Genomic DNA, 20684 nt, shown 5'->3' with positions numbered 1-20684 from the left:
CGATGAGCGATGGAGGCATTTACTGTGGCGGTTCGAGAGGTTCGCTGGTTTTCTCCGCGTGCTTCTCAAGTGAACCTCTCGAACCTAAACCACACTAGAATCATAAATTTGCTAGTGTCCTTTCGAATTCGAAGTTCGCGACGGAAGGTGCTGCACGATGAGGCGAACTTCGGATTCGGGACACTAGCCGCATGATTCAGAATATCTCCATCCCCACAGCCTTGTTCGCGGGCTTTGTCAGTTTCCTGTCACCCTGCGTATTGCCTCTGGTGCCGGCCTATCTCGTGTACCTGACGGGGGCCACGGTCGAACATGTCGCAAGCGAGGAGAAGCCTGCGGCGTCGCGCCGCGCGGTGCTGCTGTGCGCACTTCTGTTCGTGCTGGGTTTTTCCACGGTATTCGTCGGGCTCGGGGCCAGCGCGAGTGTGGTCGGCTCAGCCCTGCGGCGTTGGTCGGCTGAACTGTCGATCGTCGCCGGACTCGTCATCATCGTGATGGGTCTGCACTTCCTCGGCCTGACACGCATTCGCTTCCTGATGCGTGAGGGACGGATACCGATCCCGAAGCCGGTCGGGTTATGGGGCGCCTATGTGATGGGACTTGCCTTCGCGTTCGGCTGGACGCCCTGCATTGGGCCGGTGCTGGCCGCGATCCTGTCGATCGCAGCCTCGGAGAATACCGTTCAAAAGGGCGCGCTGCTGCTTGCGGTGTATTCGGCCGGATTGGGAATTCCGTTCATGCTCGCCGCAATTCTGATCGAACGCTCGTCGTCAGCACTCGCGCGGCTGAGGCGTTATCTTCCGACCGTCGAGCGTGTCATGGGCGGGCTAATGGTTCTCGTCGGCATCGCATTCCTGACTGGCGCGGTGTCGAATATCGGGGTCTGGTTGCTGGAAGCTTTCCCGGCGCTGCAAAGCATCGGGTGAGGCTCTCTCCCGAAGGAGAGAGCCTGCGCGCTTAGTTTGGCAGTTCGGCGTAGCCACCCTTGTCGTCCCACTTATAGACGACGTAACCGGTCTGCTTGATGTCGCCCTTGGCATCGAACGATAGCGGCCCGATCACCGTATTCCACTCACCGGCTTTGATGGCGGTAGCGACCTTCTGCGGGTCGGTGGTGTTGGCCTTGGCGGCCGCCTGCGACCAGACCTGGAAAGCAGCGTAGGTGTAGAGCGTGTAGCCTTCCGGATCGACGTTCTTGGCCTTGAACTTGTCGACGATAGCTTTCGCGTCCGGCCGGTTACGCGGATCGGGGCCGAAGGTAAACAGCGTGCCGGCTGCGAGCGGGCCGGTAATGGAGGCGAATTCCTTATCGTTCATGGCGTCGCCCGCCATCATCACGGTCTTCAGGCCTTGGTCGCGCATCTGGCGCAGGATCAATCCGGCTTCCTGATGGTAGCCGCCGACATAGACGAGATCGATGTTCTCGCGCTTCAGGCGAGAGACGATGGAGTTAAAGTCCTTGTCGCCCTTGTTGTAGGACTCGAACATTTTCTCCTGAATGCCGCCTGCATTGAGCGCTTTCTTGGTCTCATCCGCGAGGCCCTTGCCGTAGGTGGTCTTGTCGTTGAGGATGGCGATGTTCTTGCCTTTATAGTGCTTCAGCAGATACGCCGCCGCCGCGCTGCCCTGCTGGTCGTCGCGTCCGCAAACCCGGAACACATTCCACAATTTGCGCTCCGTCAGCACCGGATTGGTCGAAGCTGGGCTGATCTGGAGGACGTTGCCGTCGGCGTAAACTTCCGAGGCCGGGATCGACGAGGACGAGCAATAATGCCCGGCCACGAAAACCGAACCATTGTTGGCGATTTTTTCGGCGATCGAGCGGGCCTGTTTCGGGTCGCAGGCATCGTCTCCGACTTGCAGTGCCAGCTTCTTGCCCAGCACGCCGCCGGATGCGTTGATGTCGGCGACTGCCTGTTCGGCGCCGTTGCGCAATTGCCGTCCGAAGGCGGATTCGCCGCCTGTCATGGGGCCGGCGACGGCGACCGGAATGGTTTGTGCCATGGCCTGCGCGGAGAAGCCGAGCAAGGCAGCCGCACAGGTTACGGCAAGCAAGCGAATAGGGGTCATGCGTGTCATCCCTTGGTGAAGATCAGAACTGAAATGGGAGTGGATACTCGAACGAATTAGCCGCCGAGTCATCCATGAAAGTTGGCCGGAGGGACAGTTGCAGGCAGTTTTAATGCGACGAGCCATGCTGCGGTGCATCTTGTCGCAGCTTCCAGCCAAGCGGGCCACTGGCTTCATAAAGCCAGTAATATTGCTGCACCATCTGCCTGGCGCGGGTGTGCTGGAAAGCGAGGCAGATCACGGCGAGCATGACTGCCGTTTCCGCAATCCAGGGCAGGATTGCAAACAACGTTTCCTCGAACAATGCGAAGTGCACGAAGCGCACGGCCATTGCCATCGGGATGGCAGCGAGCACCGCGACATGGACGCCGCGCCAGGTCCGGGCGATGGCGCTTCCGGCGAGCCATGCGCCGCCGCCCCCGAGGATGAGGGTAAGAATGACCGACTGCCACCAGGCTTCATTGGCGTAAAGATCGTGCATCAGTGCCGCCCGCCTTCGAGATAGGCTGCGCGGATCTCCGGCCGCTCCAGCAATTCGCTCGCCACTCCTGACATGGTGATGAGGCCATTGACCATGACATAGCCGCGATGGGCGAGCTTCAGCGCATGGTTTGCGTTCTGCTCGACGATCAGCACGGTGAGACCATCCGTCTGGTTCAGCGTGCGGATGGCGTCGAAAATCTGGCGGGTAATCAGCGGCGCGAGGCCAAGCGAGGGCTCGTCCAGCATCAAGAGGCGTGGACGACTCATCAGCGCGCGGCCAATCGCGAGCATCTGCTGTTCACCGCCCGACAGCGTGCCGCCGCGCTGGGTCAGTCGTTCCTTGAGGCGCGGAAATAAAGTGAGGACACGCTCCAGATCGGCGGCGCATTCGCTTTCGCTGGCTTCCGCAGCATCCGCGCCCATTTGCAGGTTTTCGGCAACGCTCATGCGTGGAAAAATTCGCCGTCCCTCTGGCGATTGCGCGATGCGCAGCCGCGCGAGTTGGTGCGTCGGCGTATGGGTGATGTCATCACCGTCGAACAGGATTTCACCCGCGCGGGCGCGCGGGCGGCCGAAGATCGTCATCATCAAGGTGGATTTACCCGCACCGTTGGCGCCGATCAGCGCGACGATCTCGCCACGCTTCACGTCGATATCGATGCCCTTCAGTGCTTCGATATTTCCGTACGCGGCACGCAGACCGCGAATTTCGAGCAGGGAATCGCTCATGCGTCCTGCTCCATCACTTCGATGGCGGTTTTTTCGTCGGCGCCGAGATAGGCTGCGATAACCTTCGGATCGTCACGGATCTCGCGTGGCGTGCCTTCGGCAATCTTGACGCCGTAGTCCAGCACGACGATGTGGTCGGCAATCTCCATCACCACCGACATGTCGTGTTCGATCAGCAGGATCGATGTCCCGTGATCCTTGCGGATTGACAGCAGCAGGTCGCTCAATGCCTCGCCTTCGCGGGCGTTCAACCCGGCGGCGGGTTCGTCGAGGCAAAGGAGGGCTGGCTCCGCGCACATCGCACGTGCGATTTCCAGCCTGCGCTGGTCGCCATAGGGAAGATTTCCGGCGGCGTCGTCGGCGCGGGCGGTGAGGCCGATGCGATCAAGCCAATGGCGCGCGAGCTCGATGGCATGCCGTTCGGCCGTATGAAAAGTGGGCGCGCCGATGAGGCCGAGAAAGCTGAAACCGGATGCCCGCATCAGGCGGTTGTGTTGCGCGACCATCAAGTTCTCGAGCGCCGTCATGCCCGAGAACAGGCGGATGTTCTGGAAGGTGCGGGCGACCTTTGCGATCTTCGAGACTCGATAATCGAGCAGTCGCTCCAGCAGGAATGCGCGGCCATTCTCATGGGTTAAACGCAGCATGCCCGTGGTCGGCTTGTAAAATCCGGTGATGCAGTTGAACACCGTGGTCTTGCCTGCGCCGTTGGGACCGATCAGCGCGGTGATGTCTCCGCGTTGTGCCTCGAACGACAGATCGTTGACAGCCATGATGCCGCCGAAACGCATCGACAGATGCTGGACGTCGAGGATGGTGCCCGGCGCGTTCATCGGCCCTCCTTGACGAGGTCGGAGGAAACCTTGGTGCGCGTCGCGAGAAACAGGGACGGTTCGCGATGAGCGATCAGGCCGCGTGGCCGCCAGATCATCAAGAGCACCATCGCGCCGCCGAATGCCAGCATGCGGAATTGCTCGAAGCCGCGGAACAGTTCAAAGCCGCCGATTAGCGCGAGCGAGGAGAGCACGACGCCAAGCTGGGAGCCCATGCCGCCAAGCACGACGATGGCCAGCACCAGCGCTGATTCCTGAAACGAGAACGACTCGGGGCTAATAAAGCCCTGGCGCGTGGCGAAGAACGCGCCCGCAAATCCGCCGAACATCGCGCCAGTGGCGAAAGCGGTGAGTTTGGTGGTGGTGGTGTTGATGCCGAGCGAGCGGCAGGCAATCTCGTCTTCGCGCAAGGCTTCCCATGCGCGGCCGATCGGCAGCCGGCGCAGGCGCAACGTGACCCAGTTGGTCAGCAGCGCCAGCGCAAGGATGATATAGAACAGTAACACGAGCCGGTGCGTCGGCGAGAACGGAATGCCGAGATGGGCGGCGAGGCCGTTCGGGCCTGCCGTCAGCGGAATGCCGAACAAGCTTGGGCGCGGAATTCCGGAAATGCCGTTGGGGCCGCCGGTGACGTGCTGCCAGTTCAACAGCACGAGGCGAATGATCTCACCGAACGCCAGCGTCACGATGGCGAGATAGTCACCGCGCAGCCGCAACACCGGGAAGCCCAGCAACATGCCCCAGAATGCGGCGAGGATTCCGGCGAGAGGCAGGCAGATCCAGAACGACAGGCCGAACGTCGTCGATAATAGTGCGTAAGAATAGGCGCCGACGGCATAGAAGGCGACGTAGCCGAGATCGAGCAGGCCCGCGAGGCCGACCACGATGTTCAATCCCCAGCCGAGCATCACATAGGTCATCACCAGAATGCCGAGATCGAGCATGTAGCGTTGTTTGTAGAAGATCACCGGCACGAGGAAGGCGAACACCAGCAGCAGTGGCACAACGAGACGACCGAGCGTGGACAATCCGCGTTTCGCGCTCTCCGGAAGAAGGGGTGCGTGCTGCCGCGCCGCGAACCGCTGCCGGAACAATTCGGTCAGAATGCTGCCAGCAAAGACAAGGACGACCATGATCGCGAGGTCGCCGAAGCGCGTCCAGTAGATCAGTTGTCCGGTCGGTCCCGCTTCTGTGCGGATGCCGATCATCAGCGAGAACAGCACCAGCGCGACGAACGCGCTGAGCAGCGACTTCTTCAGGATGAAGGCGGCGCCCATCTGTGGAGCGCGTTTCGGTTTTGGGGTGGAGGATGTCTGATCCGTCACGCCGGTACTCAGACTTTTTCGACTTCGGGACGGCCGAGAAGGCCGGTCGGCAGGAAGATGAGCACGACGATCAGGATCGAGAAGGCGGCGACGTCCTTATATTCGGAGGAGAAATAGGCGGACCAGAGCGTCTCGATGAGTCCGATGGCAAGCCCGCCGAGCATGGCGCCGGGGAGCGAGCCGATGCCGCCAAGCACGGCGGCGGTGAAGGCTTTGATGCCCGCCACAAACCCCATGTAGAAATCGACCACGCCGTAATAGAGCAGGTACATCATGCCCGCGACCGCGGCGAGCGACGCGCCGATTACGAAGGTCATGGAAATCGTGCGGTCGACATCGACGCCGAGCAGCGCCGCCATGGTCTGGTCCTGCTCGCAGGCGCGCATGTCGCGGCCGAGCCGCGTGCGTGTCACCATCCACGAGAAGATCGCGAGCAGCACTACGGTGGTCACAACGACGATGATCTGGATGTTGGACAGGCGGACGACAAAGCCGTCCTGCTCGAACAGCGTATAGCCGCCGGTAATGATCGGCGGCACGGGCTTTACGCGGGCGCCTTGCGCGACCTGCGAAAAGTTCGACAGCACGAACGACATACCGATCGCCGAAAGCATGGGGGCGAGGCGAAAGGAATGACGCAGCGGCCGGTAGGCGATGCGCTCGACCGTCCAGCCGTACAGTGCAGTGGTCGCCATCGCCACGAGAACGACCAGCAGCAGCACGACGGGAACGGCGGTGATGCCAAGCGACACCAGCACGAGGAATGAAATCAGGGCGATGAAGCCGCCGATCATGAAGATGTCGCCGTGGGCGAAATTGATCATGCCGACGATGCCGTAGACCATCGTGTAGCCGATCGCGATCAGCCCGTAGATCGAGCCGAGCACCAGTCCGTTGATGAGCTGTTGTGCGAAATAATCCATCGGCTGCCGCGGTTGGCGTTGTGGTTCGGCGTTCCCGGCTCCGGCAGCCAAGACGTTGGAATGGGAAATTTTTATCAGCGGGAACCGGGTGCGGCAACTGCGGCGGACAGTTGCGCGGCCTGATTGGGGAGGAACCGGCCGGATCACGGGATGCTGAAAAGGAACCGGAGATATAGCGGAACGTGGTTCGGGGGCGGCTGTTGGAAGGGGCGTTCAACAGGAGACATAAACCAATGTCGAACCAGAACCAGCAGTCGCAGCAGAACCAGAAACCCGGTCAGCAACAGCAGGGCGGCGGACAGAAGCCCGGCCAGCAGCAACAGCAGCAGGGCTCCAAGCAGGGCGGCCAGCAGCAGAGTGGCCAGAAGGGCGGCCACTAGCGGGCTGTGGACAAGTTCACTGAGAAACTTGAGGAAAACCCCGCTTTTGGCGGGGTTTTTTTCTTGGTATCGGCCATTGGCCTAGCCTGTTAACGTAAACAGACGGTTTAGATTGCCGCTCTTGAGTTCGCGTGGCACTGCGCGAGGGTGTGCCCTTTTTGGGTGCGGAAGGAGCGAGACGATGAAGGGATGGCGGCTCGGCATTTTCAACGGTGTGATGCTGGCTTGCTATTTCATTCCGAACTGGACGATCTCCGCCTTCAAGGTCGTGATGTCGCCGGTTCGCGGGATGTATGAGCCCGCCAATATCGCGCCCGCGATGTTCGTGAGTGATCATCTGTCGTGGTCGGCGCTTGGGCTCGTCCGTTTCGCCTGGCTGTTCGCGCTGTCGAAATTTCTGGTGGCGGCTTTTTTTCTCACATTCCTGTTTCTGGTGATTCGCGAGGCGCTGTGGCGCAGGCGCGGTGCAGAGGAGGCGCTTGCCTTCGCGCTGACGCTCGGCAGCCTCATCAGCTTCGGCAGTATGCTTGCGGCCTCTTATGTCGGTGAGGCCGCCGCAATTCGGCTCCATGCCACCGAGCTTTTGATGCTGCTTGCGGCAGGCATCGTGCTGCTGGTCGAGGGCGGCGTGCACGAGCGCACACGTGCCGACGTGCCGTATGTCGGTCGCCAGCCGTCGAGTGTGATCTCGTCCTCTAACGCTGCGTGAGAAAGCCGGTCAGCGCTTCGTTGAAGCCATAGGGGGCTTCGACGTTGGACAGGTGTGCGGCCTCGAGGATCGTAAGACTTGCACCCGGAATGCCCGCGCGGATCGTGGCCGCCATTTGCAATGGCGATGATGCGTCATAACGCCCGGCAATGATCAGCGTCTGCGCCTTGATGCGCGGCAGGGCTTCTCGCAAATCGAGCCCGATCAGCGCACCGCAACTTGCCGTGTAACCGGCGATCGAATTGGAGGTCAGCATGGTACGGATGCGGTTGACCGTTTGCGGTTCACGATCGCGAAATTCCTCGGTGAACCATCCGGCCATGACGCCATCGGCGATCGCGTCGAGGCCCTTTTCAGTCACGGTCTTGATGCGGGCCTGCCAGGGCGCCGGGTCGGAAACGTGGCAGGTGGTGTTGGCAAGCACCAGACGATCGATCCGCTCCGGTGCGTTCGCCGCGAGCCATTGTCCGACCGCGCCGCCGATCGAGAGGCCGCACCAATGCGTACGTGCGATGTTGAGGTCGTCGAGGATGGCCAGCGCATCCCGGCCGAAATCCGCGACGGTGTAGGGGCCGGGGGCGTGCCCGATTTGCCATGACCGCGCCGGTCGTACCGGATGACGCGAAAGAATCGGGTCAGGGCTGCCATCTGCGGCTCCCAGACCTGTAGCGTTGTCCCGAGCGGATTGGAGAGCATCAGTGTGGGGCCGCCGTCGCGGCCTTCGACGGAGACATTGAGCAGGCAGCCATCGGCGTCGATCATTGGCATAATAGAAATCCAGCCTTATTTCACAGGACGAAAGCGCGCAGGCCAAATGGGCGTAGAGTGAGGTGCCAAATCCGGCTTAAGGCATGTATAATCGGGCCTTTCGAATGCTCGAAATCCGGATCGGCCATCGCGGGATTTATACAGGAATATTCCGAAGTTTGTGCAGGACGGATCATGTTGGATCGAGATGAGGATCTGTTACAGGCAGCGGAGGGCTGGGTTGATGCCGGCCATGGCGCCGCACTGGCGACCGTGGTGCAGACCTGGGGGTCGGCGCCGCGTCCGGCGGGATCCAACCTTGTTATCAAGGACGATGGCGTGTTTCTTGGTTCGGTGTCGGGCGGATGTGTCGAAGGCGCGGTGATTACCGAGGCGCTCGACGTGATCGAGAGCGGCACGCCGAAGCTGCTTGAATTCGGCGTCGCTGACGAGACGGCATGGAAGGTCGGCTTGTCGTGCGGCGGGACCATTCGTGTGTTCGTCGAGAAGATCGAAGCGAAGGGCTGATCGTGAAGCAGGACACCCTGGCGCAACTGAATGCCGAGCGGCTGGCGCGCCGTCCTGTCGTCGTGATCACAAATATCGCGACTGGAGAACAGCGGCTCGTCAAGGCGGCCGATGTTGCGAAAGACCCGCTGCATGTCGAACTCGACAAGCATCTGCGCATGGGCCGAAGCGAGCTGATCCAGGTCGATGGCGAGAATCTGTTCCTGAACATCTATGCGCCGACGGCGCGCCTCGTCATCATCGGCGCTGTTCACATCAGCCAAACTCTTGCGCCGCTGGCGCAATCTCTCGGCTACGATGTTTGCGTCGTCGACCCGCGTACCGCGTTTGCTTCGCCCGAGCGCTTTCCCGATGTGCGCGTGATCGCGGATTGGCCTGAGACGGTGCTGCCGCCGATGAACATCGACCGGTACACCGCGGTGGCGGCCGTAACGCACGATCCCAAGATCGACGATTTCGCGCTGCTGCATGCGCTCGAGAGAGACTGTTTCTATATCGGCGCGCTTGGCTCCCGCAAAACCCACGGAAGGCGGCTCGACCGTCTGAAGGCGGCGGGGGAGACCGACAATTCACTGTCCCGCATCCGCTCGCCGATCGGCATGGATATCGGCGCGGTTTCGCCGGCCGAGATTGCCGTGGCGGTGATGGCGCAGATCACTGCCGCCTTGCGTTTGCCGACATCGAGTATCAATACCGCACGTGTGAGTGTTCCAGCATGAAATTCGGACCCGTTTCGCCCAAGGAAGCCATCGGTGGTGTCGCCGTTCATGCGATCCGGCAGAGCTCCTTTGTTCTGAAGAAAGGCACGCTGATTACGCCTGTCGAAGCCAAGGCGCTCGAACAGGCCGGGATCAAGCAAATCGTGGTGGCACGCCTTGAGGATGGTGACATATCGGAAGATATCGCTGCCGCAGGCATCGCGCGGGTAATCGCGGGCGAGGGTATTCACGTCGAGAAGGCATTTACCGGCCGTTGCAATCTGTTCGCCGCGCATCCTGGAATCCTTGTGATCGACCGTGATGCCGTCGATCAGCTCAACCGTGTCGATGAATCGATCACTTTCGCCACGCTGCCGGCGTTCAAGGCCGTGGCCGAAGGCGAGATGATCGCGACTGTGAAACTTATTCCCTTTGGAATCGAGCAGGGCATTTACGACAAGGCAGTGGAAGCCGCGCGGCAGCGCCAGATCAAGATCATGCCATTCGCGGTCAAGCGGGTTGGCGTGGTGTCGACGATGCTGCCCGGCCTCGCGCCCAAGGTAATCGACAAGACGGTGCAGGTGACAAGAGAACGGCTCGCCCGCGCCGGCGCCTCGATCATCGCCGAGCGGCGTGTCCAGCACAGCGAGCCCGCGCTCAAGGCGGTGGTTGAAGAGTTGCTGAGTCTTGGCTCGGAGCTTGTCCTGATTTTCGGCGCATCCGCCATTGCGGACCGTCGCGACATTATTCCATCGGCGGTCGAGAATGCCGGTGGCGAGGTCGAGCATTTCGGCATGCCGGTTGATCCGGGCAATCTGCTTCTGGTGGCGCGGATCGGCAATGTGCCGGTGCTTGGTGCGCCTGGCTGCGCGCGCTCGCCGAAGGAGAACGGCTTTGACTGGGTGCTGATGCGGCTTCTCGCCAACCTCAAGGTGACGCGCGAGGAGATCACGGCGATGGGTGTGGGAGGCCTGCTAATGGAAATCATTTCGCGGCCCCAGTCTCGCGAGCCGGAGAAGGCAGTGATCGAAACCGATGTGACTGCCGTTATTCTCGCTGCGGGCCGCTCGACCCGGATGGGTGGGCCCAACAAGCTGCTCGCCGAGATTGACGGCAAGCCGCTGGTGCGTATCGCGGTCGAACAGGCCTTGGCCTCGCGTGCGGAATCCGTTGTGGTGGTGACCGGCCATCAGCACGAGCGTGTCGAACAGGCCTTGCAGGGCCTCGATGTGAGGTTCGTGCACAATCCGGATTATGCCGACGGACTCGCAACGTCGCTGAAGACCGGCATTAACGCAGTCCCTGCCTCCAGCGGTGCGGCCATTGTCTGTCTTGGCGATATGCCGCTTGTTGGTAGCGGGTTGATTGACCGGTTGATCGAGGCTTACGCGCCCGAGCGCGACGGTCTGATAACAATTCCGGTGGCGGATGGCCGCCGTGGCAACCCCGTGTTGTGGTCGCGTAAATTATTCAAGGAGTTGCTGGCGCTCGAAGGCGACATCGGCGCGCGCCATGTCATTCAGAAGTATGCCGAAATGGTTGTTGAGATCCCGGCGACTGGCGTCAGCGCATTCCTCGATGTCGACACCCCCGATGTGTTGGCGAGATTGCTGACGAAACGGTGAGGCTTCATTCACCAAGTTGAAACCGGTTCCCGGTAACGTCGCTTCCGCTTGGGGGAAGCGATATGATTTGCACCTTGATCCGGCATCTTGCCGGATTGTTTTTTGCTGCAATCCTGATCTGCGGCGTATTTGCTGCGCCATCCTATGCTGCGGGCGCGCTTGCTGTCGGCAAGTGTGGCGCCTATGGACAGGCTTTCGGTTACAAACACCAGAACGCTGCGATCGCCGCCGCCCGTAAGCAGTGCAAGGGCGACTGCACCGTCATCACGATGCGGCGCGCCTGTGCGGCGCTCGCCATCGACATGAAAAATCCTTGCGGTGCGTTCGGCTATGCCGTGGAGCCGCGGATTTCGAGTGCGCTAAATGCGGCCAGCAAGAAGTGTTACGCCTATGGTGGCAAGGAATGCGTGATCCGCGCCTGGGCCTGCGACGCGCGCGGCTGAGGTTTATCGCCGCGTCAGAAGGCTGAAGCGGCCGTACATTCCCGAGCGTCTGTCGTTGTCGCGAACATAGCCCGCGCCGAAGACCCATTCGAAGCCGCCGAATTGCAGCGAGGTGACATGTGCGCCCGCGCGATATTGCCGGTAGGTACGGTCACCCGAGGTCTCGATCTCCGGGCCGAACCAGAGGCGCTCGAACATGCGCCATCCGGTGGCGGCGCGGACGCCGTAATTGTTGTCGATGGTCGAACCGGTCAGCGTGGTGGCGACCATCATCCGGGCCGGGAGAGGCTCCCACCACGTGTCGATATTGAAGCGTACACCTGCGTGCGTACCGCGCAGCTTGTTCGATGGATCGGAGGGCAGCGTCCAGTGATGCTGGATGTCGAGACCGGCGTACATCTTGATTTCGAGGTTGCCGCGCTTGAAGCGATAGCCTGGCAGAATGGAGGCCACCACATCAGCGCCCCGTATATCCGTTCCCGCAGACTGATAGAGGTAGTCTCCGCCCGCGAGGAGCGTCTTCAGCGTGAAGCCATCCCTGTCCAGTCCGGCGGGTGACCATACTGCGCCGCCATAAGCAGAGCTGCCTTGGTGCCACAGGTCGGCGCCAGTGAAATAAAGAATGGTCGCATCCCGGCTGCTGGGCGGCGAGGCAGCGAACCAGTCGTCGGGTAAAGAGCCAGCCATCACCGGCCCTGCAAGAACCGAGGTTACGCCAATCCACGCAACGGTGAGGCCGCGAACGCAACGCATGCCCTGAACTCTGGGGCTATTTTGAAACTGACTACGTGAAAATACGGAGACCAGTAAACCGGCAGGCGCCGCCGCCGTCTAGAGGCATGGCGAGAACGTCTACGGAACGGATGGAAGAATCTAAAGTTGCGGCGCAACCAGATTTTCCGTGGTGACGTGATCGCGCTTTTCAATGATCTCGGCGATGAAATGGCGGTGGCAGTTGGTGTGGTCGCGCTCGAAACAGAGCAGGCACACCGGGCCGGACGTTTTGACGAGATGAGCGAGTTCGTCCATTTCCCTTTCCGCCTGCAGCGTTTTCAGGTGTGCGTCGTATATTATCTTCATCGTCGCGGCGTCGCCCTTGCGTCTTGCCTCGCGGCCTTGCTTCGGCGTGCCCAATCCGCGCAAGTGGATGTAACCGATGCCGCGCTCATAGAGGCTCGCAGCCAACTGGTTTTTGGAAAAACCCGCCCGGCGTGACGATGTGATGGCGCGCACATCGACCAGCAGCTTGACGCCGGCCTGCTCAAGCTTGTCGAGAACCGCGCGGGAGCTGACCTGTTCATAGCCGATGGTGAAAATCTTTTTTGTCTTTGCCATGGCTTTGGTTTTCTTATTTGCCGCTCACATGGCTGATCAACTCCATCGCCCCGGCTGGCGCATGCACCTTTCCGCCGTGGATGATGTAGGCGAACACGTCGCGCGGCTCTTTCTTCGCGAGTTTCTTGCCAATGCGTGGCAGATCGTCAGGCTCGCCGCCGTCGGCCCATGTCTGGAGCCTTTGCGCCCATTGCGAGAGTTGCTTGGGCGGATATGCGGTTTTCACGCTGTCCTGCCCGGTTTGCAGGCGGGCATAGACGAAATCGCCGGTGATGTCGGCAATCGCCGGATAAGTCGCGTGATCTGCATAAACGACCGGGGTCGAGAATTTTCTGAGCAGCGCGACGAAGGCCTCGTTCTGGAAGCTCTCGTGGCGAACCTCGACCACATGGCGCAGCTTGCGGCCATCGATGTCGCGCGGCAGCAGTTCGAGGAATGCGCCGAAATCGGCCTCGTCGAATTGTTTGGTCGGCATGAATTGCCACAGCACCGGGCCGAGCTTATCGCCGAGTTCAAGCACGCCGGAATCATAGAACCGCTTGATGGAATCACCCGCTTCCGCGAGCACGCGGCGATTGGTGGCGAAGCGTGGCCCCTTGAGAGAGAAGACGAAACCGTTCGGCACTTCGGCGGCCCATTTGCGGAAGCTGGCCGGCTTCTGCGAACCGTAATAGGTGCCGTTGATTTCGATCGAGGTCAGTTTGGAGGCAGCGTAGCCGAGCTCCTTGGACTGGGCGAGCTTCTCCGGATAGAACACGCCGCGCCAGGGCGCGAAGGTCCAGCCGCCGATTCCGATGTAAATTCTGCCTTGTTTTGCCATGCGGTTCCTTGCAGCCGTTGGGCCTCTTGAATATCCGGTTTGAGTCCCCATCTCCATCATAACGGCGATGTCGCTGCTCCTCCCGCACCATCGCCGAGACGGCCACGAAAAACAGGCGGATCGCTGATCTGCCCCGGGCGAGCGCCGGATGTACGCGCAGCCTGGCCCATTCGTGGCCGTTACCATTTTCAATCCTGAATTTATTTTGAGCCAGGGCATCTCCAAACCGATGCGCCGCAGTTCTGCGTCGTGCGGAACTTTGCACAGGGTGGGGCTTTTCATGACGACGGACGGCATGGTTAGCTGGTCCGATGTCGGGCAGGGCACTCAACGTCGCAAGCTTTGGGAGAACGCCATGGGTTTCGGACTGGGATCTCGCCGTGTTGCCGGATGGACGGTTGCCTCGATGCTGATATGCGCGCCCTCGTGGGCTATGGCGCAACAGGGAACGGCGGCCGATCGTGAAGCTTGCACGCCCGATGTCTTCAGGCTGTGCGGGCGCTACATCCCGGATGCGGATCGCATTGCAAACTGCCTGCAGCAGGCGGGGCCACGGCTCAGTCCGGCCTGTTATGCGGTGTTCTATCCGCAAAGTTCGCGCGCGCACAATGCACGCACGGCGAAGCGGTATTATGACCCACCGTCGCCCCAGCGCGACGACGACGATGATGATGACGATTGAGTCTATGACCGTAACCCATGAAGAACGCCACGCGGAATGCGTGGCGTTCCTTTTTTGGGGCTGCGATCAGTAGCAGACGCGCTTGGTGGTGATGACGCGGCGGCCATACGGACCACGCCGTACAATCTTGCGCACGGTGCAGTGCGGACCGCGGCGGACGACACGGCGCTCGACATAAGCTTTCGTTACGGCAGGGTGCGCGATAGCGGAAAGGCCGGGGGCAGGTACGGCTACCGGTGCAGCGGATGCCGGAGCCGCGAGCGCGGCAAAGCCGAGGACAAGGGCGGCGGCAAATCCGGAAGCGATCGTCTTCATGAGTGAATCTCCTTGGGTGGATGAAAGGAAAGGTCGTGGCGCGATATGAATCATCACCATGGCCATTGTTTCTGATGTGCGATGACTGCTGCATGAACCAAGCATGGCGAGACGACGACGCAGGCTCCGTGAACAAAATTTCATGTTGGTCCCTTATCGTGCGGATGGCGCAAGCCGCATGATTTTTTTTTGCCGTGCGTGGCCTGCCGATGCGGCGGCACAGCGCGAGCAGCGGGCGCTCCAGCACGATGTTGAGTGCAAGGCCCGCTGCGATCACGAGCGCGCTCGCCGATGCAACGAGCGACAGCGGATGAATTTGCGGAAACAGTGCGGCCATGCCCTGCGCCGCGAACACCACCAGCGGCGCCTGTATCAGGTAAATCGAGAACGACGCATCGCCGAGCCGCTCGCAAACGCGCTCCGGCCATGATGCGTTGGTGCGCAGGCGGCTGATCCAGGCTGCCGCGGCCACCAGCGCAACGGACGGCAGGCCATAGACCAGCGCGCGGTTCGCCGGGTCCGTCACCAGCAGCACGGTTATGGCGCAGCCGGCAGCGAGCAGCATCGCGCCGGTGTGCCGCTCTCCGCTCATCCCGTTCATGAACAGGATGCCGGCAAGCACGCCGAAGATGAATTCCAGAATCAGCGGATCGGTGAAGAAGGTGTAATGGCCGAGTGCATCCGCGACGCCGGGAATCTGGCCGATCATCGCGAGGCCGCAGAACGCCACCACGACCGCGCGCCATGCATCCTGCGTCAGCATCATCAACAGCGCGAGCGTGAGATAGAAAAACATCTCGTATTCGAGCGACCAGCCGACAAACACCACAGGCATCTGGCCGTCGGTGAAGGAGATAAAGGCGAGCGACTTCAGCACATGGCTTGGGCTATACCAGCCCGGCGTGCCGAACGTGGCGGGGAGAAGAACCGCAAGCGCCGTCATCGCGAGGATGGCGAACGCATAGAGCGGCACGATGCGCTCGACGCGGCGGCGCAGGAAGGCGGAAGGCGAAAGCTCCTTGCCGCGCGCGATGGAGGTCTGCGTCGCGTAATAGATGATGAAGCCGGAGATGACGAAGAACAGATCGACGCCATGACCGAAATGCCAGAGGCCGAGCGAGGGCGTGTCCGCCGGTACATCAATGTGGTCCGGCGCGATGCCCCAGACATGAAACGCCACCACGGCGGCGGCGGCGAGAAATCTCAGGATCTGGATGTGAACGAGCATGCGCCTCCTTCGCGCCCGGAGGGGCACCTGACGCGAACGAATGAGGCATGATGTCGTTCCCTGCAAAAATTCATGGCTGCGTTGAGGTCCTTCGGACGTGCGTGATCGCCCCTGTTCTTGAAGGCGCGGGGGCGCCGTCACCGTTCAACCGTCACCCTCTTTCAAGAGGGCGCGCGGAACGCCGGATGCGCGAACGCATCCGCAGCCTCGCGTGCAAAAAGTGAAAGCACACGAGCGTAGTCACCACGGTTACGCCGCATCATCCGGCGTTCCGCACGCAATGGTTTTAACGGCTTGTTGCGTGATGACCCCCGGTGGCCGGTGCTGAGTACACCACCGATGCGGGGACTTATGGACTCTTTCGCCATCCTCTGTACGAGGCGTGGCAACGTTGTCCGGCCCCTGGCGCGAAGCCGATGCGCCGGGATGACACGCCTTGGGCCGTCCGCGCGCGATGCTGTCGTCAGTACGGGCAACAAAAAAGGCCCGGAACATTGCTGCTCCGCGCCCGATCAATCGCCCGCGCATCGAACACCGTGCGCAGCCACCGCATCCCGCCTCGCGTTTGTGACGATCGCGAAACGCCCCTCAAGTGAGGTGGGATGAATAGGAATATAAGCGCATTTATATACTTGACTTAGCATCCCGTTCCCTGCATATTCAGGGGATAGGAGCTAGCCATGGCCGACATTTACGCCCCAGAATTCACGAACGAAGCCGCCGCAATCGCCCATCTGGAGAAATCCCGCTGGGCCGACGCTGGCGCTCATTGCCCTCACTGCGGCTCGTTCGCCGTCCGAAAGATGGAAGGCGCTACCCAAGCCGGTTACTGGCTCTGCAACGACTGCCGCGACAAATTCACCTGCCGCACTGGCACGGTTATGGAGCGTTCGCATATCCCGGTTCATAAGTGGCTGCTCGCAATCCACCTCATGAGCGCCTCTAAGAAGGGCATGAGCGCCCATCAGCTTCACCGTATGCTGGGCATTACCTACAAGTCGGCTTGGTTCCTCGCCCATCGCATCCGCGAAGCCATGATCGACACGAAGGCCGGTCCGCTGGGTGGCGAAGGCAAGTCGGTCCAAGCTGACGAAACCTATATCGGCAACTCATCCAAGCGCGCGAAGGGCTACAAGAAGGGCCATTCGCACAAAGAGCAGATCGTCGCTTTGGTCGAACCCGGCGGAAAGGCCAAGGCCGTTCACGTCAAGTCCGCAACCAAGAAATCAGTCCGCGAAATTCTCGTTACTAACGCCTCACGCAAATCCGACCTGCACACCGATAATTCCCGCCTCTATGACGAGGTTGGCAAAGAGTTCGCGTCGCACAAAACCGTCAACCATTCTTGGAACGGTCGCGGCGAATGGGTTGGCAAGGACGGCCAGACTACGAACGCTGCCGAGAACTTCTTTGGCATCTTCAAACGCGGCATGGTTGGCACCTATCACAAGTGCGATGCACAACATTTGCAGCGTTACGTCACGGAGTTTGAATTCCGCTTCAATAACCGCATTGGCCTTGGCATCAACGACACGATGCGCGCTGAAACACTCTTGAAAGGCATCGAAGGCAAGCGTTTAACTTATCGACGGCCTAACTGAACTCAAAAACAGGAAGCAAGCGGTTAAACGCTTCCTAGCTTGGAGGAAGCGAAATGAGTGAGCCACAGCCAGCCGAGGACATCGTGCCTCCCAACATCTACGGCCTTTTCGCAGGCTTCATAGACCAGCAAGCCGTTATGCGATTTCATAACGCCATAAGCGTTGCCACAAATGCTGGCGTTAAACGGATACATCTGCTTTTCCAAACCACAGGGGGCGGTATTGGCGAGGGCATCAGCTTGTATAATTTGTTTCGGTCGTCGCCCGTCGAAATTCATCTTTATAACGTTGGGTCTGTGTCATCCATTGGCGTCATCGCATATCTTGGGGCTACCAGGCGAATAGCCAGCAAACATTCCGCCTTCATGATTCATCGCTCTTACTTAAGCCCCGTTGCGGCCAACGCCGATAGGATGGCAGCTAGCGCAGAATATTTAGCCATAGAGGATACGAGAACCGAGTCGATCCTCAAGGAGCATACGAAAATCCCACCAACTAAATGGGAGCAACATAAGTTCTCTGATGTCTGGATATCTTCTGAAGAAGCAAAGAGCTTTGGTATTGCCGAGGAAATTGGGGAATTCTCACCACAAGCCGGAGCCAAATTATTTAACGTTTGGCCACCACAGAACTAGGCTTTTTCTTTGCTGCTTTCTTTTTCCCAATCTTCATTTCAGATTGCGGCTTCGGCTTCGCGTTAAGTAGGTTCTTGAGTGTCTTTTGAAATACAGGGTCTTTCACAGGGTTCTTTGCCATGCCTAAAAGCCTACATTCTCCCCGATTGGAAAAAATCGCGCTGGAGCTTGGATATATAAGCATCTACTGGGCGTGGATTGAAGATGTCATTGATGAGCTAGTTACTACGTTAGCCCCCCTGCAGGAGGGGCACGTCGCCGATGCAATAACTGGCAATGCCGACATGAAACAGAAAATCCAGATGGTTAAGGCGCTGGCTTTCTTGAAACGAAAGGAGCACCCGGGTTGGTACGATTCCGTGGTAGGCAATCTAAACACCATCGATAACGATCTTCGCACTCGAAGGAATTCTTATATTCATTCCATGTGGAAGGTGCCGCGTGGCAGACTGACTAGACAGAAGAAAATTGTCAGAATTTCCAAGCCCCAGGCCTTTAAAGAGCCAGAGCTTGCAACTCGCGAATTGAAACCAATCAAAATCAAAGAAACGCGCCAGCTCTGCCAAGACCTGATCGCGGCGACTAAGCTTGCGGTTTGCCAATTAGCTTTTGCGATGGATTTTGAATGGTGGTCATCGCGAGATATACCATTCGAACAATCTCATCTTTGGACAAAACCGTTGGTTCGTCGGAAACGCAGCCCGACAAAACCCTCACCCCCGCATCAATCATTGCGGCTGTAGGCTCTGGAATGTATTCGCTCATAGAGCGTCCCCTTATTTAGCCGGGACGCATTTACAAACTTTGCTGGCCTGTCACGCAGTTAGGAATATATGTGCGCGATAGTGCTAAGTAAAGTATATAAATGCGAATATAAGCCTAATCCATTATCCTGTCAATACATGTTCCCTTGCCTTGGAAAAGACCGAATCGACTTCAAATTTTGGAATATTGGTGACGTTTCGACCTCGAAGCGACCTCACGAAGTTGATCTGTCCGGAGCAGAGCGTTGCGCGCGCCAGCGTGTCAACTGCAATGCGCACGGACGAAACGGTCGCGGATTTCCGCTTCCGTTGGAAAGCAAGGTCAATGGAGGCATCCATGCTCGCGGTACTTAAAATAAAGAGCCGAGCAGAGGATTATTGTGATGGAAGGCAGAGCGGGCCGGTACGATCCACCAAGACCTCTTCCCGAGACCTTGTTCACGTTTTGTTCTTTGTGGCGGCGTCTATTTTGGGGGGACTAAGCTTTGGCGAGAGTGGGGGCTTGCGTCCTCGAAGCGACCTCACCAAGGTGATCTGTCCGGAGCAGAGCGTTGCGCGCGCCAGCGTGTCACCTGCAATGCGCACGGACGAAACGGTCGCGGATTTCCGCTTCCGTTGAGCCAGTTCTGATGGGCTTCGGAGTACCGAATTGCTCGATCCTAAGCCCGGACGAACCGGTAGCCGTATAAGTCGGCCTACCAAAATACTTGGCAAACAAGCCTTGAAAACCGCTTGGCGGAATAGCCGTGATAGCAGCATTGATGCGGGGCGTGCCGGAATCGACAACGTTTCTGCGTTGCAGTTCGAAGCTAGCTTAGATCGCAATCTCGATATTATTGTCCGAACAATTAAAGACGGATCATTTGGGTTTTCTCGGCTTAAGCCTGTGTTCATTCCAAAGGATGGGTCTGACAAGAAGCGCATGATTTGCATTCCAATCGTGCGCGATCGGCTAGTGCAGCGCGCGATCGTTCAATATCTGACTAATAAGAAGTGCCTGCCCATTTACGACCCGTATTCTTTTGGGTTCATACAAGAGCGTGGCGTCAAGCGCGCGATTGAAAAAGCAGTAGAACTCCGAGGTCAATTTGACTGGTGTCTAAAGGCAGACATTATATCCTTTTTTGATAGGATTTCCCGGGAGCATCTTAAAAATCAGATTAAAACGGCGATGCGTGGGCATAGTTTAACGCACTTGCTCTGCAAGGCGGTGGACTGTGAGGTTTATGAGCGTGGCGACCAAAAAGAGGAATTAGCGAAACAAGGTTTGGAGAAAAAGCGTGGCTTGCGCCAAGGGATGCCACTTTCTCCAATTTTGTCCAATCTTGCACTTTCTAAATTTGATAACGCAATTAGAAAACGCAACATGGTAATGGTGCGTTACGTCGACGATTTAATTCTATTTTTTAAAAGCGAAGCGGAGATGAAAGAAGGCGAAAAGTTCATCAGAGACCAGCTTTCTAAGTATGATTTGTCCATACCAATTGATGGTAAAACGCAACGTATTGGGCCCAAGGGGTCTTTGGATTTTTTGGGAAGAGAAATCTTTCACTCAGAAACTAATGGCTATCGCGCGCGCGTCTCTTCACGTCAGATCAAGAAAATCCTAGATAGTTTGCGTGATGAATATTCCTTGAAAAAGCGAATTAGCGAGAAAAGCAATTTTCAAGAAACGGTAGTTAAGCTCGGTCGCTCTGTTTCTTCTTATCTCGGCATCTATCGAGACGCGTACAATTTCAATGATTTTGATAGACAAATTCGTACAGCGTTCAGGGGTATTCTAAGTCAGTTCTTCATTGAAATCTTTGGTG

21 protein-coding genes and 2 pseudogenes are annotated in these 20684 nt (G+C 58.9%); 12 read left to right on the top strand and 11 right to left on the bottom strand.

All coding sequences use genetic code 11. From position 1 onward, the window contains the following. The first annotated feature begins 191 nt into the window (after positions 1 to 191). Positions 192 to 926, top strand: a complete 735-nt coding sequence (locus AFIDRAFT_RS00110) for a cytochrome c biogenesis CcdA family protein (RefSeq protein ID WP_009336876.1) — start codon at positions 192 to 194, stop codon at positions 924 to 926. 31 nt (positions 927 to 957) lie between these two features. Here AFIDRAFT_RS00110 and AFIDRAFT_RS00105 read toward each other — a convergent pair whose 3' ends face one another. From AFIDRAFT_RS00105 to AFIDRAFT_RS00080, 6 genes are all read right to left on the bottom strand, one after another. Next, the gene (locus AFIDRAFT_RS00105; RefSeq protein ID WP_009336875.1) at positions 958 to 2070 is read right to left on the bottom strand and encodes a branched-chain amino acid ABC transporter substrate-binding protein; all 1113 of its coding nucleotides are present in this window, start codon (positions 2068 to 2070) and stop codon (positions 958 to 960) included. A 109-nt stretch (positions 2071 to 2179) separates the two neighbouring features. Next, positions 2180 to 2551, bottom strand: coding sequence for a DUF6867 family protein (locus AFIDRAFT_RS00100; protein ID WP_009336874.1), 372 nt, complete (start codon positions 2549 to 2551; stop codon positions 2180 to 2182). Beyond that, a complete protein-coding gene (locus AFIDRAFT_RS00095) occupies positions 2551 to 3282 on the bottom strand; it encodes an ABC transporter ATP-binding protein (RefSeq protein ID WP_009336873.1) in 732 nt (243 codons plus the stop codon). Before AFIDRAFT_RS00095 ends, AFIDRAFT_RS00100 begins: the two co-directional genes overlap by 1 nt. Then, positions 3279 to 4115 (bottom strand): ABC transporter ATP-binding protein, encoded by an 837-nt coding sequence (locus AFIDRAFT_RS00090; RefSeq protein ID WP_009336872.1) that lies wholly within the window; start codon positions 4113 to 4115, stop codon positions 3279 to 3281. The genes AFIDRAFT_RS00095 and AFIDRAFT_RS00090 overlap by 4 nt, the downstream gene beginning before the upstream one ends. Beyond that, positions 4112 to 5392: a high-affinity branched-chain amino acid ABC transporter permease LivM gene (gene livM / locus AFIDRAFT_RS00085; RefSeq protein ID WP_009336869.1), complete on the bottom strand. Its 1281-nt coding sequence runs from the start codon at positions 5390 to 5392 to the stop codon at positions 4112 to 4114. The genes AFIDRAFT_RS00090 and livM overlap by 4 nt, the downstream gene beginning before the upstream one ends. A 56-nt stretch (positions 5393 to 5448) precedes the next feature. Next, positions 5449 to 6363, bottom strand: a complete 915-nt coding sequence (locus AFIDRAFT_RS00080) for an ABC transporter permease subunit (protein ID WP_009336868.1) — start codon at positions 6361 to 6363, stop codon at positions 5449 to 5451. 233 nt (positions 6364 to 6596) lie between these two features. Between AFIDRAFT_RS00080 and AFIDRAFT_RS19915 the strand changes: the two genes are divergently transcribed. Both AFIDRAFT_RS19915 and AFIDRAFT_RS00075 read left to right on the top strand, forming a co-directional pair. Next, complete coding sequence (locus tag AFIDRAFT_RS19915; RefSeq protein ID WP_009336867.1) at positions 6597 to 6743, top strand: hypothetical protein; 147 nt, start codon at positions 6597 to 6599, stop codon at positions 6741 to 6743. 181 nt (positions 6744 to 6924) lie between these two features. Then, a complete protein-coding gene (locus AFIDRAFT_RS00075) occupies positions 6925 to 7452 on the top strand; it encodes a hypothetical protein (RefSeq protein WP_009336865.1) in 528 nt (175 codons plus the stop codon). Here the strand turns inward: AFIDRAFT_RS00075 and pcaD are convergent. Further along, positions 7439 to 8220 (bottom strand): annotated as a pseudogene (pcaD, locus tag AFIDRAFT_RS00070) (3-oxoadipate enol-lactonase). The gene AFIDRAFT_RS00075 and the pseudogene pcaD sit on opposite strands and share 14 nt — an antisense overlap. Positions 8221 to 8394: 174 nt before the next feature. Here pcaD and AFIDRAFT_RS00065 point away from each other — a divergent pair. The 4 genes from AFIDRAFT_RS00065 (at position 8395) to AFIDRAFT_RS00050 (ending at position 11493) form a co-directional block, all read left to right on the top strand. Next, positions 8395 to 8727, top strand: coding sequence for an XdhC family protein (locus tag AFIDRAFT_RS00065; protein ID WP_009336860.1), 333 nt, complete (start codon positions 8395 to 8397; stop codon positions 8725 to 8727). 2 nt (positions 8728 to 8729) lie between these two features. Next, positions 8730 to 9446 carry an XdhC family protein gene (locus AFIDRAFT_RS00060; protein WP_009336859.1) on the top strand — a complete coding sequence of 239 codons (717 nt, stop codon included), beginning with the start codon at positions 8730 to 8732 and terminating at the stop codon, positions 9444 to 9446. Continuing rightward, positions 9443 to 11050 (top strand): NTP transferase domain-containing protein, encoded by a 1608-nt coding sequence (locus AFIDRAFT_RS00055; RefSeq protein ID WP_009336858.1) that lies wholly within the window; start codon positions 9443 to 9445, stop codon positions 11048 to 11050. Before AFIDRAFT_RS00060 ends, AFIDRAFT_RS00055 begins: the two co-directional genes overlap by 4 nt. A gap of 62 nt (positions 11051 to 11112) precedes the next feature. Further along, on the top strand, positions 11113 to 11493 hold the full coding sequence (locus AFIDRAFT_RS00050) for a DUF4189 domain-containing protein (protein ID WP_009336857.1): 381 nt from the start codon (positions 11113 to 11115) through the stop codon (positions 11491 to 11493). 3 nt (positions 11494 to 11496) lie between these two features. On the opposite strand, the gene bcsS is transcribed toward AFIDRAFT_RS00050, so the two are convergent. The 3 genes from bcsS to AFIDRAFT_RS00035 form a co-directional block, all read right to left on the bottom strand. Continuing rightward, a complete protein-coding gene (gene bcsS / locus AFIDRAFT_RS00045; protein ID WP_009336856.1) occupies positions 11497 to 12246 on the bottom strand; it encodes a cellulose biosynthesis protein BcsS in 750 nt (249 codons plus the stop codon). Between the two features lie 120 nt (positions 12247 to 12366). Then, positions 12367 to 12828 carry a DUF488 domain-containing protein gene (locus AFIDRAFT_RS00040; protein WP_009336855.1) on the bottom strand — a complete coding sequence of 154 codons (462 nt, stop codon included), beginning with the start codon at positions 12826 to 12828 and terminating at the stop codon, positions 12367 to 12369. A gap of 13 nt (positions 12829 to 12841) precedes the next feature. After that, positions 12842 to 13648, bottom strand: a complete 807-nt coding sequence (locus AFIDRAFT_RS00035; RefSeq protein ID WP_009336854.1) for a DUF72 domain-containing protein — start codon at positions 13646 to 13648, stop codon at positions 12842 to 12844. 355 nt (positions 13649 to 14003) lie between these two features. Between AFIDRAFT_RS00035 and AFIDRAFT_RS20090 the strand changes: the two genes are divergently transcribed. Continuing rightward, positions 14004 to 14330, top strand: coding sequence for a hypothetical protein (locus AFIDRAFT_RS20090; RefSeq protein WP_083801630.1), 327 nt, complete (start codon positions 14004 to 14006; stop codon positions 14328 to 14330). 580 nt (positions 14331 to 14910) lie between these two features. On the opposite strand, the pseudogene AFIDRAFT_RS00030 reads toward AFIDRAFT_RS20090, so the two are convergent. Beyond that, positions 14911 to 15873 (bottom strand): annotated as a pseudogene (locus tag AFIDRAFT_RS00030) (acyltransferase family protein); the annotation flags it as partial. A 680-nt stretch (positions 15874 to 16553) separates the two neighbouring features. Here AFIDRAFT_RS00030 and AFIDRAFT_RS00025 point away from each other — a divergent pair. The 4 genes from AFIDRAFT_RS00025 to AFIDRAFT_RS00005 all read left to right on the top strand — a co-directional run. Continuing rightward, entirely contained in the window at positions 16554 to 17474 is a 921-nt protein-coding gene (locus AFIDRAFT_RS00025) for an IS1595 family transposase (protein WP_009336851.1), read from the top strand. 53 nt (positions 17475 to 17527) lie between these two features. Next, positions 17528 to 18109, top strand: coding sequence for an ATP-dependent Clp protease proteolytic subunit (locus AFIDRAFT_RS19060; RefSeq protein ID WP_009336850.1), 582 nt, complete (start codon positions 17528 to 17530; stop codon positions 18107 to 18109). Between the two features lie 119 nt (positions 18110 to 18228). Then, positions 18229 to 18852: a hypothetical protein gene (locus AFIDRAFT_RS00015; RefSeq protein WP_009336849.1), complete on the top strand. Its 624-nt coding sequence runs from the start codon at positions 18229 to 18231 to the stop codon at positions 18850 to 18852. A 670-nt stretch (positions 18853 to 19522) separates the two neighbouring features. Further along, positions 19523 to 20684, top strand: a 1162-nt coding sequence (locus tag AFIDRAFT_RS00005; RefSeq protein ID WP_009336847.1) for a reverse transcriptase domain-containing protein, incomplete at its 3' end; no start/stop codon positions are given.

This window comes from Afipia sp. 1NLS2, assembly GCF_000178995.1.
Classification (GTDB): Bacteria; Pseudomonadota; Alphaproteobacteria; order Rhizobiales; family Xanthobacteraceae; genus Afipia.
Note: the sequence above shows the minus strand (reverse complement) of the source record. Positions and strands in the feature narration are given on the sequence as shown.

Coding starts and splice junctions, on each gene's coding strand:
- AFIDRAFT_RS00095 (WP_009336873.1), bottom strand. CDS start 3,282: ATGAGCGATTCCCTGCTCGAAATTCGCGGTCTGCGTGCCGCGTACGGA.
- AFIDRAFT_RS20090 (WP_083801630.1), top strand. CDS start 14,004: ATGGGTTTCGGACTGGGATCTCGCCGTGTTGCCGGATGGACGGTTGCC.
- AFIDRAFT_RS00055 (WP_009336858.1), top strand. CDS start 9,443: ATGAAATTCGGACCCGTTTCGCCCAAGGAAGCCATCGGTGGTGTCGCC.
- AFIDRAFT_RS00105 (WP_009336875.1), bottom strand. CDS start 2,070: ATGACCCCTATTCGCTTGCTTGCCGTAACCTGTGCGGCTGCCTTGCTC.
- AFIDRAFT_RS19060 (WP_009336850.1), top strand. CDS start 17,528: ATGAGTGAGCCACAGCCAGCCGAGGACATCGTGCCTCCCAACATCTAC.
- AFIDRAFT_RS00110 (WP_009336876.1), top strand. CDS start 192: ATGATTCAGAATATCTCCATCCCCACAGCCTTGTTCGCGGGCTTTGTC.
- AFIDRAFT_RS00065 (WP_009336860.1), top strand. CDS start 8,395: ATGTTGGATCGAGATGAGGATCTGTTACAGGCAGCGGAGGGCTGGGTT.
- AFIDRAFT_RS00090 (WP_009336872.1), bottom strand. CDS start 4,115: ATGAACGCGCCGGGCACCATCCTCGACGTCCAGCATCTGTCGATGCGT.
- AFIDRAFT_RS00100 (WP_009336874.1), bottom strand. CDS start 2,551: ATGCACGATCTTTACGCCAATGAAGCCTGGTGGCAGTCGGTCATTCTT.
- AFIDRAFT_RS00035 (WP_009336854.1), bottom strand. CDS start 13,648: ATGGCAAAACAAGGCAGAATTTACATCGGAATCGGCGGCTGGACCTTC.
- AFIDRAFT_RS00080 (WP_009336868.1), bottom strand. CDS start 6,363: ATGGATTATTTCGCACAACAGCTCATCAACGGACTGGTGCTCGGCTCG.
- bcsS (WP_009336856.1), bottom strand. CDS start 12,246: ATGCGTTGCGTTCGCGGCCTCACCGTTGCGTGGATTGGCGTAACCTCG.
- AFIDRAFT_RS00015 (WP_009336849.1), top strand. CDS start 18,229: ATGCCTAAAAGCCTACATTCTCCCCGATTGGAAAAAATCGCGCTGGAG.
- AFIDRAFT_RS00025 (WP_009336851.1), top strand. CDS start 16,554: ATGGCCGACATTTACGCCCCAGAATTCACGAACGAAGCCGCCGCAATC.
- AFIDRAFT_RS00050 (WP_009336857.1), top strand. CDS start 11,113: ATGATTTGCACCTTGATCCGGCATCTTGCCGGATTGTTTTTTGCTGCA.
- livM (WP_009336869.1), bottom strand. CDS start 5,392: ATGGGCGCCGCCTTCATCCTGAAGAAGTCGCTGCTCAGCGCGTTCGTC.
- AFIDRAFT_RS19915 (WP_009336867.1), top strand. CDS start 6,597: ATGTCGAACCAGAACCAGCAGTCGCAGCAGAACCAGAAACCCGGTCAG.
- AFIDRAFT_RS00075 (WP_009336865.1), top strand. CDS start 6,925: ATGAAGGGATGGCGGCTCGGCATTTTCAACGGTGTGATGCTGGCTTGC.
- AFIDRAFT_RS00040 (WP_009336855.1), bottom strand. CDS start 12,828: ATGGCAAAGACAAAAAAGATTTTCACCATCGGCTATGAACAGGTCAGC.